17 protein-coding genes are annotated in these 21,317 nt (G+C 68.6%); 12 read left to right on the top strand and 5 right to left on the bottom strand.

Going from position 1 to position 21,317, the window contains the following annotated elements; translation table 11 throughout:
* Nucleotides 1-186 precede the first annotated feature (186 nt).
* The 6 genes from KM933_RS17200 (at nucleotide 187) to KM933_RS17175 (ending at nucleotide 8,923) form a co-directional block, all read left to right on the top strand.
* Nucleotides 187-759, top strand: a complete 573-nt coding sequence (locus tag KM933_RS17200; RefSeq protein WP_430727331.1) for a DUF1707 and DUF4190 domain-containing protein — start codon at nucleotides 187-189, stop codon at nucleotides 757-759.
* 367 nt (nucleotides 760-1,126) lie between these two features.
* Nucleotides 1,127-1,498, top strand: a complete 372-nt coding sequence (rpsL, locus tag KM933_RS17195) for a 30S ribosomal protein S12 (RefSeq protein WP_003948652.1) — start codon at nucleotides 1,127-1,129, stop codon at nucleotides 1,496-1,498.
* 2 nt (nucleotides 1,499-1,500) lie between these two features.
* On the top strand, nucleotides 1,501-1,971 hold the full coding sequence (gene rpsG / locus KM933_RS17190; protein ID WP_030345396.1) for a 30S ribosomal protein S7: 471 nt from the start codon (nucleotides 1,501-1,503) through the stop codon (nucleotides 1,969-1,971).
* A 39-nt stretch (nucleotides 1,972-2,010) separates the two neighbouring features.
* Nucleotides 2,011-4,140: an elongation factor G gene (gene fusA / locus KM933_RS17185; protein ID WP_221353060.1), complete on the top strand. Its 2,130-nt coding sequence runs from the start codon at nucleotides 2,011-2,013 to the stop codon at nucleotides 4,138-4,140.
* A 169-nt stretch (nucleotides 4,141-4,309) separates the two neighbouring features.
* Nucleotides 4,310-5,503 (top strand): elongation factor Tu, encoded by a 1,194-nt coding sequence (gene tuf, locus KM933_RS17180; RefSeq protein ID WP_221353058.1) that lies wholly within the window; start codon nucleotides 4,310-4,312, stop codon nucleotides 5,501-5,503.
* A 240-nt stretch (nucleotides 5,504-5,743) separates the two neighbouring features.
* A complete protein-coding gene (locus KM933_RS17175; protein WP_221353056.1) occupies nucleotides 5,744-8,923 on the top strand; it encodes a glycosyl hydrolase 115 family protein in 3,180 nt (1,059 codons plus the stop codon).
* Between the two features lie 23 nt (nucleotides 8,924-8,946).
* Here the strand turns inward: KM933_RS17175 and KM933_RS17170 are convergent, their stop codons facing one another.
* From KM933_RS17170 to KM933_RS17155, 4 genes are all read right to left on the bottom strand, one after another.
* Nucleotides 8,947-9,564, bottom strand: a complete 618-nt coding sequence (locus tag KM933_RS17170) for a Uma2 family endonuclease (RefSeq protein WP_221353054.1) — start codon at nucleotides 9,562-9,564, stop codon at nucleotides 8,947-8,949.
* Nucleotides 9,565-9,703: 139 nt separating this feature from the next.
* Nucleotides 9,704-9,943 (bottom strand): hypothetical protein, encoded by a 240-nt coding sequence (locus KM933_RS17165; protein WP_260333676.1) that lies wholly within the window; start codon nucleotides 9,941-9,943, stop codon nucleotides 9,704-9,706.
* Nucleotides 9,944-10,039: 96 nt separating this feature from the next.
* Nucleotides 10,040-10,999 carry a helix-turn-helix domain-containing protein gene (locus KM933_RS17160; RefSeq protein ID WP_221353052.1) on the bottom strand — a complete coding sequence of 320 codons (960 nt, stop codon included), beginning with the start codon at nucleotides 10,997-10,999 and terminating at the stop codon, nucleotides 10,040-10,042.
* A gap of 283 nt (nucleotides 11,000-11,282) precedes the next feature.
* A complete protein-coding gene (locus KM933_RS17155; protein WP_221353050.1) occupies nucleotides 11,283-11,765 on the bottom strand; it encodes an ATP-binding protein in 483 nt (160 codons plus the stop codon).
* Nucleotides 11,766-11,904: 139 nt separating this feature from the next.
* On the opposite strand from KM933_RS17155, the gene KM933_RS17150 reads away from it, so the two are divergent.
* The 3 genes from KM933_RS17150 to KM933_RS39385 all read left to right on the top strand — a co-directional run bounded on the left by KM933_RS17150 (nucleotide 11,905) and on the right by KM933_RS39385 (nucleotide 13,695).
* A complete protein-coding gene (locus KM933_RS17150; protein ID WP_221353048.1) occupies nucleotides 11,905-12,753 on the top strand; it encodes a helix-turn-helix domain-containing protein in 849 nt (282 codons plus the stop codon).
* The gene (locus tag KM933_RS17145) at nucleotides 12,750-13,004 is read left to right on the top strand and encodes a DUF397 domain-containing protein (protein WP_221353046.1); all 255 of its coding nucleotides are present in this window, start codon (nucleotides 12,750-12,752) and stop codon (nucleotides 13,002-13,004) included. The genes KM933_RS17150 and KM933_RS17145 overlap by 4 nt, the downstream gene beginning before the upstream one ends.
* Before the next feature lie 202 nt (nucleotides 13,005-13,206).
* Nucleotides 13,207-13,695 carry a hypothetical protein gene (locus KM933_RS39385; protein ID WP_260333675.1) on the top strand — a complete coding sequence of 163 codons (489 nt, stop codon included), beginning with the start codon at nucleotides 13,207-13,209 and terminating at the stop codon, nucleotides 13,693-13,695.
* Nucleotides 13,696-13,737: 42 nt separating this feature from the next.
* On the opposite strand, the gene KM933_RS17135 is transcribed toward KM933_RS39385, so the two are convergent.
* Nucleotides 13,738-15,138, bottom strand: a complete 1,401-nt coding sequence (locus tag KM933_RS17135; protein ID WP_260333674.1) for a hypothetical protein — start codon at nucleotides 15,136-15,138, stop codon at nucleotides 13,738-13,740.
* Nucleotides 15,139-15,524: 386 nt separating this feature from the next.
* Between KM933_RS17135 and KM933_RS17130 the strand changes: the two genes are divergently transcribed.
* The 3 genes from KM933_RS17130 (at nucleotide 15,525) to KM933_RS17120 (ending at nucleotide 21,092) form a co-directional block, all read left to right on the top strand.
* Complete coding sequence (locus KM933_RS17130) at nucleotides 15,525-15,719, top strand: hypothetical protein (RefSeq protein ID WP_221353043.1); 195 nt, start codon at nucleotides 15,525-15,527, stop codon at nucleotides 15,717-15,719.
* 215 nt (nucleotides 15,720-15,934) lie between these two features.
* Nucleotides 15,935-20,599, top strand: coding sequence for a DUF6531 domain-containing protein (locus tag KM933_RS17125; RefSeq protein WP_430727330.1), 4,665 nt, complete (start codon nucleotides 15,935-15,937; stop codon nucleotides 20,597-20,599).
* Nucleotides 20,600-20,621: 22 nt separating this feature from the next.
* A complete protein-coding gene (locus tag KM933_RS17120) occupies nucleotides 20,622-21,092 on the top strand; it encodes a hypothetical protein (protein WP_221353039.1) in 471 nt (156 codons plus the stop codon).
* The last annotated feature ends 225 nt before the right edge of the window (nucleotides 21,093-21,317 follow it).

Genomic DNA, 21,317 nt, shown 5'->3' with positions numbered 1-21,317 from the left:
GGGTGGCCGCCCTTCGGCGTTTCCGGCCGGCCGCCCGGGACCGGGGCCGCCCCCTTCGGCAGGGTCGGGAACCGTACAGGCCCCTGTGGCGTCGGGAATTCCTGACATGGGTGGTGCGGGAACCCGCGCCCGTATTGCCGCGTTGAAGCATGATGAAGAGCCAGTCCGTCCGGGGGAGGTGCTTCCGTGTCGTACCCGTCGCCGTGGCAGCCGGGTCAGGGGTGGAACCAGCCGCGCCCCTGGCCGGATCAGGCCGGTCAGTCCGGTCAGTCCGGTCAGTCGATGCTTGCCTCGACCGCCGACCGTGAGCGCGCCGTGGACGTGCTCAGAGCCGGGTTCGCCGAGGGCCGGATGCAGCAGTCCGAGTTCGAGAAGCGGGTGGCGCGGGCGTACGCGGCCCGTACGGTGGGCGAACTGACTCTGCTGGTGTCCGACCTCCCGCAGGGGCCCATGGCGCTTCCAGCGGTCACCGGACCCGTACCCGGACCCGTACCACGGGCGTTCCTGCCCGCGCCGGCACCGCCCAAGACGAACGACAAGGCCGTCGGAGCGGCGATCTGCGGTGGGCTCTGCCTGGTGACGGGCGGGTTCACCGGGGTTCCCGCGGTGATCCTGGGGCACACGGCCCGCTCCGAGATGCGGCGTACGGGCGAAAGTGGCGAAGGTCTCGCGATGACCGGGCTGGTCCTCGGCTGGCTGTCCATCGCGGGGTGGGCGCTGATGCTGACCCTGTTGTTCGTGGCGGCTCTGGTGGGCTGACCTGGCCCGGGGGCGCCCCGGGGGTGTCCCCGCAGTGCCCTGGGAGTGCCCTGAGGGTGTCCCGCGGGCGTCCTGGCGGGGACCGCCGCGGAGGCGGTGGGTTGGCATGAGCCGCTCAGGGGAAGGGGTGCGGCCCATTTGTTTTGACCGCAGCCTATGAGGTAGGTACGCTCAGACCTTGTGCCTGGGGTGTGCCCTGGCTCCCGTGCGTGCCTTCAACCGCACTAGGGGAGTCGTCACCGGCCACCGCAATCTGCGCCCCTCCTGCCTCGCGGCGGGAATCCGCAGTATTCGACACACCCGACCGCGTGGGTCGGAGATGTTCCAGGTTAGCTTCACCATTCGGCACACAGAAACCGGAGAAGTAGTGCCTACGATCCAGCAGCTGGTCCGGAAGGGCCGGCAGGACAAGGTCGAGAAGAACAAGACGCCCGCACTCGAGGGTTCGCCCCAGCGGCGCGGCGTCTGCACGCGTGTGTTCACGACCACCCCGAAGAAGCCGAACTCGGCCCTGCGCAAGGTCGCGCGTGTGCGTCTGACCAGTGGGATCGAAGTCACCGCTTACATTCCGGGTGAGGGACACAACCTGCAGGAGCACTCGATCGTGCTCGTGCGCGGCGGCCGTGTGAAGGACCTGCCGGGTGTTCGCTACAAGATCATCCGAGGTTCCCTGGACACCCAGGGTGTCAAGAACCGCAAGCAGGCCCGCAGCCGCTACGGCGCCAAGAAGGAGAAGTAAGAATGCCTCGTAAGGGCCCCGCCCCGAAGCGCCCGGTCATCATCGACCCGGTCTACGGTTCTCCTCTTGTCACCTCCCTGATCAACAAGGTGCTGCTGAACGGCAAGCGCTCCACCGCCGAGCGCATCGTGTACGGCGCCATGGAGGGCCTGCGCGAGAAGACCGGCAACGACCCGGTCATCACGCTGAAGCGCGCGCTGGAGAACATCAAGCCCACGCTTGAGGTCAAGTCCCGCCGTGTCGGTGGCGCCACCTACCAGGTGCCGGTAGAGGTCAAGCCCGGCCGCGCGAGCACCCTGGCGCTGCGCTGGCTGGTCGGCTACTCCCGCGCCCGTCGCGAGAAGACCATGACCGAGCGTCTGCTCAACGAACTTCTCGACGCGTCCAACGGCCTCGGTGCCGCTGTGAAGAAGCGCGAGGACACCCACAAGATGGCCGAGTCCAACAAGGCCTTCGCGCACTACCGCTGGTAGTCGCTCCCCCCATCGAGACCGAGAGAAGACCGAAGCCTCATGGCTACCACTTCACTTGACCTGGCCAAGGTCCGCAACATCGGGATCATGGCCCACATCGACGCGGGCAAGACGACCACCACCGAGCGGATCCTCTTCTACACCGGCGTCAGCTACAAGATCGGTGAGGTCCACGACGGCGCTGCCACCATGGACTGGATGGAGCAGGAGCAGGAGCGTGGCATCACGATCACCTCTGCTGCGACCACCTGTCACTGGCCGCTCGAGGACGACGACTACACCATCAACATCATCGACACCCCCGGGCACGTCGACTTCACGGTCGAGGTGGAGCGTTCGCTCCGCGTCCTCGACGGTGCCGTCACCGTGTTCGACGGTGTGGCGGGTGTCGAGCCGCAGTCCGAGACGGTGTGGCGTCAGGCCGACCGTTACGGCGTGCCGCGCATCTGCTTCGTGAACAAGCTCGACCGGACCGGCGCGGAGTTCCACCGCTGCGTCGACATGATCAAGGACCGCCTCGGTGCGCAGCCCCTGGTCATGCAGCTCCCGATCGGTGCCGAGGCCGACTTCAAGGGCGTCGTGGACCTGGTCCGCATGAAGGCGCTCGTGTGGTCCGCCGAGGCGGCGAAGGGCGAGATGTACGACGTCGTCGACATCCCGGCCACGCACACCGAGGCCGCCGAGGAGTACCGCGGTCTGCTGATCGAGGCCGTCGCGGAGAACGACGAAGAGATCATGGAGCTGTACCTGGAGGGCCAGGAGCCCACCGAGGAGCAGCTGTACGCCGCGATCCGTCGCATCACCATCGCGTCCGGCAAGTCCAGCGACACCACGGTCACCCCGGTGTTCTGCGGCACCGCGTTCAAGAACAAGGGCGTCCAGCCCCTGCTCGACGCGGTCGTGCGCTACCTGCCGACCCCCCTCGACGTGGAGGCCATCGAAGGCCACGACGTCAAGGACCCCGAGGTCGTCGTCAAGCGCAAGCCGTCGGTCGACGAGCCGCTCTCCGCGCTCGCGTTCAAGATCATGAGCGACCCGCACCTGGGCAAGCTCACCTTCGTCCGGGTGTACTCGGGCCGCCTGGAGTCCGGCACCGCCGTGCTGAACTCCGTCAAGGGCAAGAAGGAGCGCATCGGCAAGATCTACCGCATGCACGCGAACAAGCGTGAGGAGATCGAGGCGGTGGGCGCCGGCGACATCGTCGCCGTGATGGGCCTGAAGCAGACCACCACCGGTGAGACGCTGTCCGACGACAAGAGCCCGGTGATCCTGGAGTCCATGGACTTCCCGGCGCCGGTCATCCAGGTCGCCATCGAGCCCAAGTCCAAGGGTGACCAGGAGAAGCTGGGTGTCGCCATCCAGCGTCTCGCGGAGGAGGACCCCTCCTTCCAGGTTCACTCGGACGAGGAGACCGGCCAGACCATCATCGGTGGTATGGGCGAGCTGCACCTGGAGGTGCTGGTCGACCGTATGCGCCGTGAGTTCAAGGTCGAGGCCAACGTCGGCAAGCCGCAGGTCGCCTACCGTGAGACGATCCGCAAGGCCGTCGAGCGCGTGGACTACACCCACAAGAAGCAGACCGGTGGTACCGGTCAGTTCGCCAAGGTGCAGATCGCGATCGAGCCGATCACCGAGACCGACGGTCCGGCGTACGAGTTCGTGAACAAGGTGACCGGTGGCCGTATCCCGCGGGAGTACATCCCGTCGGTGGACGCCGGTGCGCAGGAGGCCATGCAGTTCGGCATCCTCGCCGGGTACGAGATGACGGGTGTCCGCATCACGCTTCTCGACGGCGCCTACCACGAGGTCGACTCCTCCGAGCTGGCGTTCAAGATCGCCGGTTCGCAGGCCTTCAAGGAGGCCGCCCGCAAGGCCAGCCCCGTGCTCCTCGAACCGATGATGGCCGTCGAGGTCACCACGCCCGAGGACTACATGGGCGAGGTCATCGGCGACATCAACTCCCGCCGTGGCCAGATCCAGGCCATGGAGGAGCGTGCCGGTGCCCGCGTCGTGAAGGGCCTCGTGCCCCTCTCGGAGATGTTCGGCTACGTCGGCGACCTCCGCAGCAAGACCTCGGGTCGCGCAAGCTACTCGATGCAGTTCGACTCCTACGCCGAGGTTCCCCGGAACGTCGCCGAGGAGATCATCGCGAAGGCCAAGGGCGAGTAACGCACGCCGTTTGCACGCTTTAGGCTTGACACCGACCGCAGGGCCTCCGAACCGGCAGAGGACGAGAGATCGTCCCGGCCGGGGAGGATCCCGGCGGGCGGCACCCCAGCAAAGATCATCCTGGCGCCGATGAGTAAGGCGTACCAGAACCACTCCGCAGGAGGATTCAGTGGCGAAGGCAAAGTTCGAGCGGACTAAGCCGCACGTCAACATCGGCACCATCGGTCACATCGACCACGGTAAGACGACCCTCACGGCCGCCATTACCAAGGTGCTGCACGACGCGTACCCGGACCTGAACGAGGCCTCGGCCTTCGACCAGATCGACAAGGCTCCCGAAGAGCGCCAGCGCGGTATCACCATCTCCATCGCGCACGTCGAGTACCAGACCGAGACGCGTCACTACGCCCACGTCGACTGCCCCGGTCACGCGGACTACATCAAGAACATGATCACGGGTGCGGCGCAGATGGACGGCGCCATCCTCGTGGTCGCCGCCACGGACGGCCCGATGCCGCAGACCAAGGAGCACGTGCTCCTGGCCCGCCAGGTCGGCGTTCCGTACATCGTCGTCGCCCTGAACAAGGCCGACATGGTGGACGACGAGGAGATCCTGGAGCTCGTCGAGCTCGAGGTCCGTGAGCTCCTCTCCGAGTACGAGTTCCCGGGCGACGACCTGCCGGTCGTCAAGGTCTCGGCGCTCAAGGCCCTCGAGGGCGACGAGGAGTGGGGCAAGTCCGTCCTCGAGCTGATGAAGGCCGTCGACGAGTCCATCCCGCAGCCCGAGCGTGACGTCGACAAGCCGTTCCTCATGCCCATCGAGGACGTCTTCACGATCACCGGTCGCGGTACGGTCGTCACCGGCCGTATCGAGCGTGGTGTCCTCAAGGTCAACGAGACCGTCGACATCGTCGGTATCAAGCAGGACAAGACCACCACCACGGTCACCGGCATCGAGATGTTCCGCAAGCTGCTCGACGAGGGTCAGGCCGGTGAGAACGTCGGTCTGCTCCTCCGTGGCATCAAGCGCGAGGACGTCGAGCGCGGCCAGGTCATCATCAAGCCCGGCTCGGTCACCCCGCACACCTCGTTCGAGGCGCAGGCGTACATCCTGTCCAAGGACGAGGGCGGCCGTCACACGCCGTTCTTCAACAACTACCGTCCCCAGTTCTACTTCCGCACCACGGACGTGACCGGCGTCGTGACCCTCCCCGAGGGCACCGAGATGGTCATGCCGGGCGACAACACCGAGATGACCGTCGAGCTCATCCAGCCCGTCGCCATGGAAGAGGGCCTGAAGTTCGCCATCCGCGAGGGTGGCCGGACCGTGGGCGCCGGCCAGGTCACCAAGATCAACAAGTAAGTCTTCCTTACCTGTTGGGCTTGATGCCTGGTAGCTCCAGCACCAGCTGAGCTCCTGAAGGGGCCCGTACGACTCCGGTCGTACGGGCCCCTTCGCTGTGCCAGCCCTCTTACCGAACGCGTCGAAATGATTCGTCACGAAACTGTTCGGCGGTGACGACCCGTTCCCCTCAGCAGTCCCTCCCGCCACCGTTTGTCATACGGCACGTGCGACACACGTGACACGTTCGAGGGGTGGGGCATGTCTGGTGAGATCAGCCGTAGAGCTGCGCTGGGAACGCTGGGAGCTCTCGGAGCGGGGACCGGGCTGACGGCGCTGCCGGGGATGCCCGGGGTCGCGAGGGCGCAGGACGTCCCGTGGACCGCGGCGGCGCGGGACGTCTCGTGGACCGCGACGGATCCGGGCGCGTACCTCTCCTTCTCGCCGCGGTCGGACGCCTTCCGGCTGGTGGGTGCCCCGGTCGTGGTCGACGCCGACGACCACCCCGGAGTCGTACGGGCGGCCGGCGACCTGCGCGACGACATCGAGCGGGTCACCGGGACGCGGCCGGGTGACACGGTCGCCCGCGAGGCCGTCCTGGTGGGGACGATCGGGCGCAGCCCGCTGATCGACGGGCTGATCGAGGCCGGGAAACTCGACGTCGACGGGGTCCGGGGCGCGTGGGAGACCTCGCTCCAGACCGTGGTCGACCAGCCGATGCCGGGCGTGGAGCGGGCGTTCGTCGTCGCCGGCAGCGACCCGCGCGGCACGATCTTCGGGGCGTACGACGTCTCGTACGGGCTCGGGGTCTCGCCCTGGTACTGGTGGGACGACGTACGGCCGGTCCGGCGCAGCGAGGTGTACGTGCTGCCGGGGCGCTTCAGCCAGGGCACACCGGCGGTGAAGTACCGCGGCGTCTTCATCAACGACGAGAACCCGGCGCTCGGGACGTGGGCACCCGCGTACTTCGGACCGGGCAAGGCGCCAGGACACCCCGGCGGCTTCACCGCGGACTTCTACGCCAGGGTCTTCGAGGTGCTGCTGCGGCTGAAGGCGAACTACCTGTGGCCGGCGGTGTGGGGGCGGGCGTTCGCGGAGGACGACCCGGAGAACCACCGGCGGGCCGCCGAGTACGGGATCGTCATGGGCACCTCCCACGAGGCGCCGATGATGCGGGGCATCGAGGAGTGGAACCGGCATGCCGTGCCGGCCGTGCGCGACAGCGCGGGGAACGTCGTGACGCCCGGCCGGGACCCGTACGGCGGCACGGGAGAGTGGTCGTTCCGGCGGAACGCGGCGGCCGTCAAGGCGTACTGGCGCGACGGCATCGAGCGCATGGTCGAGCAGGGCTTCGAGGGCGTCGTCACGCTCGGCATGCGCGGGAACGGGGACACGAGCCTGCCCGACGGCGACGGCATCGAACTGATGCAGGAGATCATCGAGACCCAGCGGGCGATCATCGAGGACGTCACCGGCCGCGAGGCGTCCCGGACCCCGCAGGTGTGGACGCTCTACAAGGAGGTCCAGCGCTACTGGGACCGCGGCCTGCGGGCGCCGGACGACGTGACGGTCGTCCTGACGGACGACAACTGGGGCAACATCCGCAAGCACCCGGATCCGGCGGAGGGCCCGCGGGCCGGCGGCTACGGCCTGTACTACCACTTCGACTACGTCGGCGTCGGCCGCAACTACAAGTGGGTGGACACCGCCTCGCTGCCGAACCTGTGGGACCAGCTCCACCAGGCGATCGCGTACGGCAACCGGGAGCTGTGGGTCACGAACGTCGGCGACCTGAAGGGCAACGAGCTGCCGACGGAGTTCTTCCTGAACTACGCCTGGCACCCGGAGCGCTGGCCGCTGGAGCGGCTGGGGGAGTGGGAGCGGCGGTACGCACGGCAGAACTTCGCCGGCGCGAGGGCGGGGGACCTTGCCAAGGACATCGCCGAGGTGCTGGCGCGGTACGGACAGCTCCAGTCGCGGCGCAAGCCCGAACTGCTGAACCGCCGCATCACGCTGGTGGACGGACGGGTCGTGTACGACGACCAGCAGACACCCTTCTACTTCGACCACCGCGAACTGGAGCGGGTCACGCGGGAGTGGCGGCGGCTGGGCGAGGAGGCGGAGCGGATCGGCCGACGCCTGCCGGCCGCGGACCAGGACGCGTGGTTCGAGCTGGTCGGCTACGAGGTGGCGGCGACGGCCAACCTGTACGAACTGAGGGAGGCGGAGTTCACCAACCTGCTGTACGCCCGCCAGGGCCGCGCCGCGACGAACGACCTGGCGGCCGCGGCGGAGGCGGGCCTGGCCCGCGATTTCGCGCTCGCCGACCACTTCAACAAGCGGGTGGCGGGCGGCAAGTGGCGGGGCTTCCAGACGCAGCCGCACATCGGGTACGGGGACGTGGCGCGGTACGGCCCGAACGCGCCCTGGCAGCAGCCCGAGCGGGACGACGTGGCGCTGCCGGACGAGATCTTCCCCGCGGTGAAGCGGATCGAGGTGCCGGAGAGGGCGGAGCTGGGGGTGGCGGTGGACGGCTCGGAGGAGTGGTGGCCGGGGACCGGGCCCGGTCCGGACCGGCCCGTGCTTCCACCGTTCAGCCCGTACCAGACGCGGCCCGACCAGTACGTCGAGGTCTTCAACCGGGGGCGTACGCCCTTCGACTACCGGATCACGGCGTCCGTGCCGTGGCTCCGGGTCGACCGCCCGCGGGGCCGGGTACGGCAGCAGGTGCGGGCCGTGCTGACAGTGGACTGGGCGAGGGCCCCACGGGGGCGGGCGGAGGCGTCGGTGACCGTGGAGGGGGCGGGCGCGGAGGTGACGGTCGGGGTGGTGACCGAGCGCCCGGCGGCGCGGGACCCGCAAGGGCTCGGGCTGTGGCGTCGCGGCCTGCGGGGCTTCGTGGAGGCGGGCGGTTACGTCGCCGTGGACGCCGAGCACTTCGCGCGCTCGGTGGGGAAGTGGCGGCGTATCGACGGCATCGGGCGCACGGGGGCCGGGATGACACCGTGGCCGGTGACGGCGCCGCGGCGGATTCCGGGGGGTTCGTCGCCGCACCTGGAGTACGAGGTGAGCCTGCTGTCGGCGGGGCAGGTCACGGTGTGGGCGTACCTGTCGCCACGGAACCCGACGCTGCCGACGGGCGGGATGAAGGGGACGGGCGGGCTGAAGTACGCGGTGTCGTTCGACGCCGACGCCCCGCAGATCGTCGACATCCACACGGCGACGGGCGCCGACGACGGCCTGATGAACATGGAGTGGGCCCGCAACACGTCGGACAACGTCAACCGCACGGCAACGCGTCACACGATCAGGGCGGCCGGGGTGCACCGGCTGAAGTTCTGGACGGTGGATCCGACGGTGGTGGTGCAGCGGCTGGTGATCGACACGGGCGGGCTGACGCCGACGTATCTGGGGCCGCGGGAGAGCTACCGCGTGCGCTGAGCAGGCCCCGCTCGCCTGGCTGGTCAGCCGTCACTCGTGGGTCGCCTCCTGTCCTCGTAGCGCGGCAGGCCGGCGGTCGGGATGGCCCACTCCGCGATGGTGACGTCCTCGCCGTAGAGGAAGTCCTTGCGGGTCGCGTAGCGCGGGCCGTCGGGGGTGGAATGGATGTCGGTGAGAACGGCGCCGGTGCCGGTACGGGGGTCGAAGATCGCGTACACAGGAATGCCGAGCAGGGGGTAGTCGCGCATCTTGCCGTCCCAGTCGTTGTCCGGGTTGGAACGGCTGACCACCTCGACGGCGGCGATGAGCGTACGGGGGTCGAAGGGGCCATCGCCCTCCATGTCCGCCATCGCGATCACCATCACGTCGGGGTGGCGCATGATGCCCTCGGGCTCGGCCTCCACGTCGGGTTCTCCCGTGTGGGCCACCAGCTCCTCCGGCATGACCTTCTCAAGGCGTTTCCGGAGATGCAGCACCGTGAGGCCGTGCTGCTTCACCGGCGACATCATGTCGTGGACGATCCCTTGCTTGGTGATCTCGAATTTCCCAGGAAGCGTGTCGTCCATCGCCGCAAGGAACTCGCGCATTGCCAGGTAACGGTGGTGAGCGCTGGACCGTGTGCCGTCCGAGAAGATGGCCATGGAGTTCGCTCCCTGAGTTTGGTGCCCGGTGAGGAGCTCGTTGTCGTTGTGCCGGGCGGCCTTTCCATGTCGGCCAGGAAAGCGGTAGGAGCAGTGCGGGCGGCTTCCTCCGCGCCGGAGGCGTACTCCCACTTCCAGCTCACGCGCGGACTGCCGTCATCGCCTCGTCCAGGACGGCGCTGAGTTTTCTCAGGGCTTCCTGCGCGACCGTGGAGTCCTCGTGTTCCAGGTTGTTCTTCGCGTCGGCGTAGCGGGCCGACAGATCAGGGCGGCGGATGATCTCGATCTCCCTGGCCCACATCAGGACCCAGCTCTGCACCGGAGTCAGGGACTGCCACTCCACCGCTTTCGCGAAGGCTTCGTCCTTCGTCAGCTGCATCTCCTCCAGACGATGGGGGCGATGACGGCGAGGGCCGCGCGCAGGGCTTCGGGAGTTTTCTCGGGGCGAGGGATCAGTTCGTGGTGAGCATTCACGCTAAGCGGCCTCCAGGAGATCGGACGCGGTGGAACGGCAGTCGCGGCAGCGGAGGCCGGGCTCCGGGGAGCGGAAGGCGCGGTCGCAGCCGTCGCAGTTCCGGAGGGGGAGCGGGCGTGCGGCTGCCGGTACGGGCGGCGGGGCCGGTGGCAGTGGGGGCGGGAGCAGTTCGGCGAGGCGGTGGGCCAGGAGGCCGGCCGGATGGTGGAGGGGCCCTTCGGGGAGGCCCGCAGTGAGCGTGCGGCGTACGACTTCGGGGGCGGCGCCGCGGTCCAGCCAGGTGCTGACGGCGGGGGCGAGGCGGTGTACGTCCCGTTGGGAGAGGAGCAGCCGGGGGTCGTCGCGGTGCAGGCCGGCGAGGAGGATGGTGGCGGGGACCGGGGGCACGTCGGTGTCCGGCGGCTGTACGACGGGACCGGGGGCGGGAACGGTCGCGGCGGGGGATGGGCGCGCGTCGCTGTCCGGCGGCTGTACGACGGGATCGGGGGCGGGGGCGGGGGCGGGAGCGGTCGCGGCGGCGGGCGTGGGGCCGGGGTTCGGCTCCGTGCGGGGAGCCGGACGAGGTGGGGGCTCCTCGGAGGGGGTGGCTCCCGGCTGGTTGTACGACACCGTCCGTGTGACGACCTGGCCGCTCGGCAGGCGGTGCCGGGTGCGGGAGAAGTAGCCGTGCGCCTCCAGCTCCCGCAGGGCCGCCGCGATCCTGTCCTCGCCCTCGGGGAACCGGTCCGTGAGCGTCCTGATGTCGACGCGGGCCCCGGCGGGCAGCGACTGGATGTGGACGCCGAGCCCGATCGCCAGCCCTGACAGATGCGCGTGCTGGGCGAGGTGGTTGCCGATCACCGTGAAACGGGAGGTGTGGGGGACGTTGACGTGCGTGATGCCTCGCGCATGCGGACGTGAATCCGGATGCGGAATGCGGGGCTGGGAGCAAGGAGGCGCGCTAGGGTTCTGCTTATCCATGGGGAAGGCTCTTCTCTTCCTCGGTGGTCAGGCCCTCGACCGGGATTGCAGTCCCGGCCGGGGGCCGTCGCATGTTCTGGGGTGGTCCGGGCGAGCATATGCCCGGCAACCGGATGGAAATCCAGCCGAGTTGGCGATTGTCACCCTTGTGGGCGACGCGGGTTCGCGGTGCTGACGGGACCCGCTACGGGTCAGGTGAAAGCCGGGCGGGGTTGGGTTGGGTCGGGTTCTTTCCTGGAGTTCTTGAAAAGCTTTTTGATGCCGTGCGGCACCGGGCGGCGAATTACCGGGACGGGAGAATCCGGGGACCGGGGCCGACGGGGCCGGCGGGACCGGTGGGGGCGGATGCCGGGGCCGGCTGCGGTACGACGTTGATCTCGGCCCAGACCGTCTTGCGCGGGGGCCTGCCGGAGGTGACGCCCCAGCGGTCGGAGAGTGCCTCGACGATGACGAGGCCGCGCCCCGACTCGTCGGCAGGGCTTCCGTGGCGGGAGTGGAGCACGGGCCGGTCGCCGCGGCTGTCGGTCACCTCGATGCGGAGGGTGCCGCCGACCACGTACAGCGTGAGCCGGAAGTCGCGGCCGGGCACGCGGCCGTGCGTGGCGGCGTTGGCGGCCAGTTCGGCCACGATGTGCTCCGCGCGGTCCGGGTCCACCGGCAGTTCCCAGGTGCGCAGTTGCTCCGCCGTGAGCCGCCGGGCCAGGCGGGCGCCGCGAGGGGTGGCGGAGAGGAGCAGGCTGAAGTTGCGGACGGTTTCTTCATTCACGTCACTCAGCGTGTCGGAGCGTGTCTACTCTGAACTGGGATGACGACTGTGCGTATCGCAAGAGTCCCGCCGTTGTCTCGTTCTGTCTCGGCTGTCTGAGTGCCGTACGGGGGCGGGTGGGCGTTGGAGGTGGGTGGGCATGAGCAGCGAAGGTGTGGACGAGGCGGGCTGGGACCTCGAACCGGGGGACGAGAGCGCGCCGTTGGTGGAGGCCGTGGGACGCCTGGTCAGGATGTGCCGGGAGGCGGCCGGGATGCGGGTCGCAGACCTCGGCGAGGTCCTTGGGTACGGCGAGGACATGGTCCGCAAGATCGAGCGCGGGGCGCGGATTCCCCGGCCGGAGTTCCTGGACCGGGCGGACGAGGTCCTGAAGGCGGGCGGGCATCTCAAGGCGTTCAGGGAGGACGTGGAGAAGGCCCGATATCCGAAGAAGGTGCGGGAGCTGAAGAAGCTGGAGGATCGGTCGGTTGAGGTGTTGTTGTACAGCAGCCACAACATCCACGGCTTGTTGCAGACACCGGAGTACGCACGGACTCTGTTCGAGATGACACAGCCCGCTCTCGCTCCGGAGGTGGTGGAGCGGGAAACCGCCGCGCGTATGGCGCGAAAGTCGATCTTTGACCGGGAGCCTGCCCCGACAATGAGTTTCGTGCAGGAGCAGGTGACGCTTGAACGCCCCCTTGGTGGGAAAATGGTGCTTCGCCGCCAGCTCGAACACCTGTTGCAGGTAGGCCGGTTGAGGCAGGTCACGCTTCAGGTCATGCCGACTGATCGGGAGGAGCACGCCGGAACGCAGGGGTTGATCGAGGTCTTGAAGTTCGTCGACGGCACGGCAGTCGGACGTTCGGACGGAGCATTCAATGGCCGTCCGGTCTCCAATCTCAGGGATCTTCGTATCCTTGAACTGAGGTACGGAATGATCCGGGCGCAGGCTCTCCCGCCGAGGGAGTCTCTGGCCTTCATCGAAAGAGCGCTGGGAGAACTATGAGCGCCAGAGAACTCCGTTGGTTCAAGAGCAGCTACAGCAGCAGTGGCGAGCCTGGCGACTGTGTTGAGGTGGCGTTGGAGTGGTTCAAGAGCAGCTACAGCGACAGCGGCGACATCAACGACTGCGTCGAGATAGCCGCAACCCCCGCCACCATCCATGTCCGCGACTCCAAGAATCCCGTCGGTCCCCGGCTGACGCTCGGCCTCTCCGCCTGGTCGTCGTTCGTGAGGACCCTGCCGACGGCATCGTGAAGAAGGCGGACAGGCAGGGCGAACGAGTGACACGGTGAACGAGAACGCCCAAGACATCGAGGACCTCCAGAGGGAAGTGGCTGGCCTCTTGCTGGACCATGTCTACGCATCCTTGTTGGAGGACCAGCACGTACGGGGAGTCCTGCCCGCACCGTCGAGGGCCCCGGCGGTCCGAGTCGTCCTCGGGGATAGGAACGAGTGCGTGCCGTCCCGGCTGACCGCGTACGAGATCCCTCTCGGGGCCGGTGAGGAACTGCGTACCGCGCACGACGTCGTCGCCCTGCTGCGCGCCGTGCACACCGGCACGCACATCTACTCGTCGGACCGGGTCACCAGCGTCATGGGGATGGACCTGTACCTGATCGACCCGGCGCAGGTGGAAGAGGCGCCGTTCACCACGGACGACTGGGCTTCCACCCTCCTGCGGTGCCTCGCCCATCCCTGGGCTCGCTCCTTCGCGGAACCGCCGGAGGTGCGTCTGCGTGGGTTCCTGTTCAGGGAAGGGGGCCTGTTGCGCCTTTACCTGGACAGCGAGGAGGCAGTGGGAGTGATCGCTGCCGACGTACGGCCGGGCGGTGCACTGACAGCCCTCCTGGCGGCGCTGCCTTCACTGCTGGGTGAGGAATGGCGGACCTCGGACGCGGTGGACGATCCGCACTGCCGGTATTCGGTGGATCTCACCGGCTGGTGAGCGATCGTCCTCCGGGGCATTCCGTCCTCCCCGGCCGTCCCGTCACCCCGAAGCCAACTGCTCCGCTATCTCCTGGATCCACCCGGCGGTCTTCGCCGGGTCGTTGAGGGACTCGGCCCATGCCTCCGCATCCAGCTTGTGCTGGGCGGGGCCGGATTTGAGAGCGTTGAGCAGGGCCCTGGCGGACGCCCGCATCTCGTCCGTCGTACCGCCGCTCCCGGCGATGTCGGGACCCGCCGCCAGGGCGTAGATCTCGCGCGCCATGGCCTGGCGTTCGCCCTTCGAGACCTTCTTCCAGAACTTCAGGGCGTGCTTCAGAGACTCCTTGCGGGAGGCGGCCTCCGCCGGGGTCTCGCCCTCCGGCGCCCAGCGGTCGGGGTGGTGGACCTCCTCGTAGCGCTTCGTGGCGGCGCGGAGCGCCTTGTACACGGTGACGCCGAGGACGAGACCGGCCCCGGCCCCGGCGAGACCCCAGCCGACCGGGTTGCTCGCCAGTCCGGCTGTTCCCGCCGCGACCGCCGTCACGACGACGGCCGCGGCCTTGGTGGACTCGCCCACCGCGCCGCCGACCGTCTCCTTGCCGATCTTGGTGAGCTGCTTCTTCTTCGCGTACGCCTGCGCCGTGCTCAGCTTCTCCACGTCCCTTTCGGCGCGCTGGAGGCTCTCGGTGGCGTCACGGGCTTCGCCCATCGCCTCCCAGGCGGCGTCGATGGCCTCGGAGACGAGTTCCAGGCGTTCCCGACCGTCGTGGTTCCAGTAGGCGTCCAGCGCGACGTAGGCTTCCGCCGCGGCCCAGCCGGCCTGTTCCCTCGCCTCGTTCAGCCGGGCCAGGGACCCTGCCTGGACGAGGTGGGGGTCTCCCAGTTTCTTGATCTCGTTGTACTTGCGGGCCGTCTTGCCGACGCGGAAGACGGCCCGCGCGCCCTTGATCCCGCCGATGGAGGCGCTGGCGATACCGCTCGCCTCGGACGCCACCGCGGCGTCCGCCGCCTTCTGGACCTTGGTCACTTCCTTGGCGATGGCGGCGCTGTAACTTCCGGAACTGGCGGCGCCGACCACCGCGTCGGTCCCCTTGGTCTTGGCCTTCTTCTGCGCCGTGTGGTGGCGGGCCCCGGTCTCGTGCTTCTTGGCGTCCTTCATGTTCTTGTACGCGTCCATACCGCTGACCACGGTGCCGGCGGCCTCCGTGAGGAGGTTCCCCGACGCCGCAGAGGTCCCCGAAGCGGCGGCGGAGTGCTTGAGGCCCTCGTTGGCCGTGACGGCGGCCTGCTGGGTGAAGGCCGCGTTGGTGGGGGTCTGGAAGCCCTTGATGAAGGTGTCGATGGGTTCGAGGTTCTTCTTGAACCTGTCGAGGAGCCCGGCGATCCGGTCGCGGTAGTTCTTCTTCGCGCTGGCGCCCTTCGCTCCGGCGCTCTCTGCTCCGGTGTTCCGGGCGCGCTGCACCGTCGCGGTTGCCGGCGCGGGACTGCATGTCGAGGAGGGCGCGCTCGGCCGGGCGTACGGACGTGCTCCCGGCCCTCCCGGTCCCCGGTCCGGTTCCCTTCCCGGCGCTGCGAGGCCGACATCAGGACGGCCGTGGACTGCCGTGTCGGGGTGCGGTGGACCGGGGAGCTCATGGACGTGCCTCTCCTGTACCGGACCGGACCGGGCGGGGCGAAGGTAGCGGGACCCGGCCGACAGGAGGGGTGCGGCGGGGAAACTCCTCACGGCTGCTGTGGGGCGCGTGCGATGGGCCCGACAGGCAGCTCCTGGACGCGGTAGACAGCTACACCCAGGCGATTTCGTTTGGATCACTCCCGCTGAGCGAGGCTGTCGGTGATGATGTCCGTGTGACCAACCGCATCAGCGCTCTGATCTCGGCCTTCGGCGTTCTTGCCGGCACGGTGTTGCTCGCCGGCGCCGTTCGCGAGTACCGCTCCGGGGCATCGGTTCTCTGGACCGCGGCTGGAGCTGTGATCTTTCTCAGTACCTTGTACGCGCTCGTGCGGGACGTGCGACGACTGCGTACAGGCCCGGCGACCTGACGAACGACACCGATCCTGGACCGTGTCCTTCGGCCGTTGGTCCGGGTATGCCGTTGACCGATGCTCAGCGCGGTGATCCCGGAACGGGCCGACCTGGCGGGGCTCCACATCGCAGGCATCTTCCTGTGGTCTGCCTGATGATCTGAACGAAACCGCCTAGTAAATTCGCTGCCGCGTACGGTTTCGTGCGGGGTGGTTGTGACGGGGGTTGCGGCATGGCGGGGTATCGGCCGACGGACTGGCATGTGCTGGATCTGGAGAGGGATCCGACGCCTGGTGATCCGGTCCGGGTGAAGTCCCTGGCCAAGAGCCTGCACGATTTCGCCGACGACGTGCAGGACGCTCTCCGCCTGGTACAGGGCATGGCGGGCGAGGACGCCGTGCTGTCGATGGTGGGCAAGACGGCCGAGGTGTTCCGGGACGAGTTCTCGGGTGTGCCGAAGAACTTGAAGAAGCTGAAGAAGTCCTATGACCTGGCCGGGGATGCGCTGGCGGCGTACTGGCCCAAGCTGGAGCGTGCCCAGGCGCTGGCGGACAAGGCGCTGGTCAAGGGGCGCGAGGCCCAGGCCGACCTCGCCTCGGCCAAGACCCGGCTCTCCTCCGCCGACTCCTGGGTGACCCGCGCCACCAAGGAAGCGGACAAGTACAAGGACGATCCCACCGGCGGCAAGGACGTCGAGAAGCCGGATGAGGCGAAGGTGCGGGCCGCCACCCGGGACGCGCAGAGCGCCAAGGACGCCCACACCGCGGCCCAGTCGGAGGTGACCTCCGCGCAGAGCGCGCTGGACGCGGCGAAGAAGATGGCCGCCGACGCCCGCGCGATGCGTGAGGAGGCGGCAGGCGAGGCCAAGCGCAAGCTCGACGAGGCGTCCGACGCGGGGATTCGGAACCGTAAGTGGTACGAGGAGGTGGGGGACTGGTTCGTCGACAACTGGGACACCATCGTCGCCGTCTGCAAGGTCGTCGTCGCGGTCCTGGGGATCATCGCGCTGATCATTGGCGGGCCCATCCTGGGCGCCATCGTGCTCATCGCCGCCCTCGTCGTCCTCGCCGACACCCTCAACAAGTACATGAAGGGCCAGGCATCCCTATGGGAGGTGGCCTTCGCCGCGCTGGACTGCATCCCCGGAATGAAGGGCTTGACGTCCCTCGGTGGCCTCGCCAGAGGACTTGCAGGTCTCAAGGCCGGGATGAAAGGCATGGCCGCAGGGCTCAAGGGGCTCGGTCCGCGTATGAGGAACCTCTACAAGGGGTTGCGGTCGGGGGCCGGGGACGAGGCCAAGGCAGGCAAGGCGATGGACGGGCGCTGCAAGGGTGGCGACCCCGTCGACATGATCACCGGCGAGATGCTGATGTCGCAGACGGACGTGCGTCTGCCAGGACTGCTCCCTCTGGTGATCGAGCGCCATCACGTGTCGAGCTTTCGCTCCGGACTCTGGTTCGGTCCGGCGTGGATGTCGACCTTCGACGAGCGTCTCGAACTCGACGCCGAGGGTGCGGTCTGCGCCGGCGCGGACGGCATGCTCCAGGTCTATCCCGTGCCCGAACCCGGATCCCCGGTGCTGCCCGGCTACGGTCCGCAGCGTCCCCTGAACTGGGACGGAACCCCCGACAGCATCGTCACGATCAGCGATCCCGTCACCGGACTGACCCGGCATTACGGCCCTGCTCCCGTCCCGGACGCTGCCGGAGCCGGAAACGGGACAGCGGTCGTACTTCCGCTTCATGCGCTCACCGACCCGAACGGTCACCGTCTCGAACTCCGGCGGACCCCCGAAGGCGTGCCGGTCGCGATCTGCCACTCCGGTGGTTATCACATCGCCGTCGACACCGAGGACGGCCGGATCACAGCCCTGCGCCTCCTGGAACCTTCCGGAGGCGATCCCACCGGCAACGACTCCATCGGGGGCGAGTCCGCCGACCACGGGACCGGCACACTCCCCGGTACGCTCCTGCGCAGCTACTCCTACGAGGGACCCGACCGCCACCTCGCCGCCATAGCCGACTCCGAAGGCCGCCCCTACCGGCTGACGTACGACGAACTCGGTCGCATCACGGCCTGGACCGACCGGAACGACCGCTGGTACCGCTACGAGTACGACGGCGCCACCGACCGCGTGGTGCGCGGCACGGGCCAGGACGGCGCGATGTCGGCGCAGTTCGCGTACGACGCGGTGTGGGGCGTCACCACGATGACGGACAGTCTCGGCCACCGCACCGAGTACCACTACGACGAGCAACTGCAACTCACCCGTGTCGTGGATCCGTTGGGCTTTGCCGTACACACCCGGCACGACAGGTACGGGCGACTGCTGTCCCGTACCGATGAGCTGGGCAACACGACACGTTTCGCTCTGGACGCGTACGGCCAGCCACTGCGCATGGACCGGCCGGACGGCACCAGCATTCACGTGGAGTACGGGGACGGCGTCCTGCCGACAGCCGTCGTCCAGCCCGACGGGGCCCGCTGGGAGGGCACGTACGACGACCGGGGCAACCTGCTCACCAGCACCGACCCGTTGGGCGCGGTCAGTTCGTACGGCTACGACGAGCGCGGATACCGGATCTCCGAGACCGACGCGCTCGGCAACACCGTCCGCTTCGACAACGACAAGGCCGGTCTCCCGGTGCGGGTCGTCGATCCGCGTGGCAGCGTCGTCACCGTGCGCAGGGACGCTTTCGGCCGCGTCGTGGAGATGCGTGACGCGGTGGGCGGGACCGTCCGCCAGGGCTGGAACGCCGAGGGCCTGCTGCTGTGGCGGGAGCGCGCCGACGGGAGCCGCGAGTCCTGGTCGTACGACGCGGAGGGCAACCTCACCGAACACCGCGACGCGGGCGGGTTCACCACCGCGTTCGAGTACGGGGCGTTCGACCTGCCCAGTGCCAGGACCGACCCGGACGGCACCCGCTACCGCTTCAGGCACGACTCCGAGCTACGGCTCACCGGTGTGCTCGACCCACGGGGCGACGAGTGGAGTTACCGCTACGACGCGGCGGGCACCCTGATCGGCGAGACGGACTTCCAGGGCCGCGCCCTCACCTATCTCTGCGACCCGACGGGACGCCAGGTCGAGCGGACGAACGGCACCGGCCAGACAGTACGCGTGACCCGTGACGCCGCAGGCCGGGTGGTGACCTCGCGCACCGACGACGGTACGGTCACCTCGCTGCGTTACGACCCGTCCGGGCGTCTTCTCGAAGCCGCGAGTCCTCGTGGGAGCGTCGCCTACACATACGACAGGGCCGGCCGGATCGTCTCCGAGACCGTCGACGGCCGGACCGTCACCAGCGCGTACGACCCGCTGGGCAGACGGGTGCGGCGGACCACACCCTCCGGTGCCACCTCGCACTGGTCGTACGATTCCGCGGGCCTCCCCGCCTCGCTGGTCACCGCGGGCGGCGAGCTGACCTTCGCGTACGACGCAGCGGGCCGGGAGACAGTTCGAGGTCTGGGCGCGGCTGCCACGCTCACGCAGTCCTGGGACGCGGGTCACCGCCTCGTCGAGCAGACCGTCCGGGGAACCATCGGCGCCGGTCACACGGCCGTCCGGCAGTCCCGTTCCTACGCCTACCGCGCGGACGGTTTCCTGACCCGGGTCACGGACCGCTTGGCCGGCACCCGTACGTTCGGCCTCGACCCCGCGGGCCGCGTCACCCGGGTGTCGGCCCGGACCTGGACCGAGACCTACGCCTACGACGATCTCGGCAACCTCGTCGCAGCCAGCCACCCTGGCCCCGACGGACAGGACGCGCAGGGCCCGGCCCGGCATTCCGGGACGAAGATCACCGCTGTGGGCCGCAGCACGTACGAGCACGACGCCCAAGGGCGTGTGGTCCGCGTGATCCGACGGACCCTCTCCGGTCTTCGCCGGATCTGGACGTATGTGTGGGACGCCGAGGACCGGCTCACCGAGGCCGGGACGCCGGACAGGGGGGTGTGGCGCTACCGCTATGACGTACTCGGTCGGCGCACGGCCAAATTCCGGTCGAACGAGGACGGTTCGGTCACCGAGGAGACTCTCTTCACCTGGGACGGCACCAATCTCGTAGAGCAGCAGTCGCTCCGGGACGGCTTCACCGAGACCGACACCTGGGACTGGGAGCCGGGCACCCACCGTGCGGCGGCCCAGACGCGCAGCCGGTGGCGTACCGCCGACCCGGAAGAAGTCGGCAGGCAGTTCTACGCGATCGTCACCGACCTGGTCGGCACCCCCAGCGAACTCGTCGGGGAGGACGGCACGATCGCCTGGCGGTCCGCGACCAGCCTGTGGGGCAGGTCTCTGATCGACGGTGGCGACGGCCTGTGCCCGCTGGCCTTTCCGGGCCAGTACCGGGACCCGGAAACCGGCTTGCACTACAACCTGTCCCGCTACTACGACCCGGACACGGCGAGCTACCTCTCACCCGACCCGCTGGGCCTGCTCCCCGCCCCGAACCACCACGCGTACGTCGGCAATCCTCTGCGCTGGAGCGACCCGCTCGGTCTGGAGGGCGACGAGCCGGTCCGCATCTATGACGACTCGGAGTACGACAAGCATGGTTCGAGCAGCAGTTCGTCGGCCAAGGGCGAAATCGGTCGCGCTCCCGCGAACGGTCAGGCCGCGCTGGACCGGTCCCTCCCGCTGGGCGACCCGAACAACCCGGCCAAGTTCCGACGTGTTGGCGTCGATCATGTCAACAACGAGATCGTTGTCCTCGACCGGCACCGCTTCGAAACCGACAAGAACGGCAAGATCGTCAAAGAGATCTACCACGGCCACGTGCAGGCCTCGTACCCGTCGAACGCTGTCAAGGAGAACGACCTGACCAGGCTGGTCAGGGAAGGAATGATCAATAATAAGAAGAAGCAGAAAGTGCTTCCGCCCAAGTGCGACGGGTGACGGGTGGGGAGGAAGACCGGTCATGGCATCCGAGTGGGACTGGGAAAGCGGCGAGGGCTTGCTGGGTATCGACGACCCCGCTGAGGTGGACGCGGCGTTCGAGCGTGGCGAAGGGCATCTCGGAACAGCGGTGATCGGGTTGGCCTTCAACTGTCCGCTGGAGGATGCCTCGCCTCGGATCGTCCGGGCGATGCGGTTGCCGGATGTCGCCCAGCGTGGGTTCGCGTTCACCGCGGCAGGCACCGCGGCCCGCATCAACGGTGAGCTGACGCCGGAGCTGTACGCGGCGCTGCGGGCAGAGGGCCCCGGCCGCAGGAGCATGGCAGTGCATGCCATCGACGACACCCTCGACTACGTGCCGTTCAGGCAGCTCCCGCTGTGGCTGAAGTCGTGGAAGGTCGTGTCGAAGGTGCAGGACAAACTGAAGACCTGGCAACTGGAGGCCACGTACGCGGTCGGTGATGCCTGGAGGGCCCTGCGGCGGCGCCGTTGAGTGAGTCAGGGATATGAAGGCCGGCTCTCCGGCAGCCTGAAAGGCGCGTCATGCGTAAGGATCCGCGTTTGCGTGTGGCGGTGACCGAGTGGATCAAGGACTGGGTGCGTTCTCGCTCGGAGGAGGTGAGTTCCCGGGACCGCTTCACCGGAACGGGCGATATCGCGTGCGAATCCCGGCCTGGCCGGGGCACACCCGGATGCCGCGGCGGGACGTCGTTGGACG

The organism is Streptomyces beigongshangae, from assembly GCF_019710745.1.
In the GTDB taxonomy this organism is placed as follows: Bacteria; Actinomycetota; Actinomycetes; order Streptomycetales; family Streptomycetaceae; genus Streptomyces; species Streptomyces beigongshangae.
This window is presented reverse-complemented; position numbering and strand designations above follow the sequence as displayed.

Bases quoted from the DNA above. Each gene is read 5' to 3' on its own strand.
- KM933_RS17170 (WP_221353054.1), bottom strand. From the start codon at position 9,564: ATGGCCATCTTCTCGGACGGCACACGGTCCAGCGCTCACCACCGTTAC.
- fusA (WP_221353060.1), top strand. From the start codon at position 2,011: ATGGCTACCACTTCACTTGACCTGGCCAAGGTCCGCAACATCGGGATC.
- KM933_RS17120 (WP_221353039.1), top strand. From the start codon at position 20,622: ATGGCATCCGAGTGGGACTGGGAAAGCGGCGAGGGCTTGCTGGGTATC.
- KM933_RS17160 (WP_221353052.1), bottom strand. From the start codon at position 10,999: ATGGATAAGCAGAACCCTAGCGCGCCTCCTTGCTCCCAGCCCCGCATT.
- KM933_RS17175 (WP_221353056.1), top strand. From the start codon at position 5,744: ATGTCTGGTGAGATCAGCCGTAGAGCTGCGCTGGGAACGCTGGGAGCT.
- rpsG (WP_030345396.1), top strand. From the start codon at position 1,501: ATGCCTCGTAAGGGCCCCGCCCCGAAGCGCCCGGTCATCATCGACCCG.
- KM933_RS17150 (WP_221353048.1), top strand. From the start codon at position 11,905: ATGAGCAGCGAAGGTGTGGACGAGGCGGGCTGGGACCTCGAACCGGGG.
- KM933_RS17165 (WP_260333676.1), bottom strand. From the start codon at position 9,943: ATGCAGCTGACGAAGGACGAAGCCTTCGCGAAAGCGGTGGAGTGGCAG.
- KM933_RS17125 (WP_430727330.1), top strand. From the start codon at position 15,935: ATGGCGGGGTATCGGCCGACGGACTGGCATGTGCTGGATCTGGAGAGG.
- KM933_RS17145 (WP_221353046.1), top strand. From the start codon at position 12,750: ATGAGCGCCAGAGAACTCCGTTGGTTCAAGAGCAGCTACAGCAGCAGT.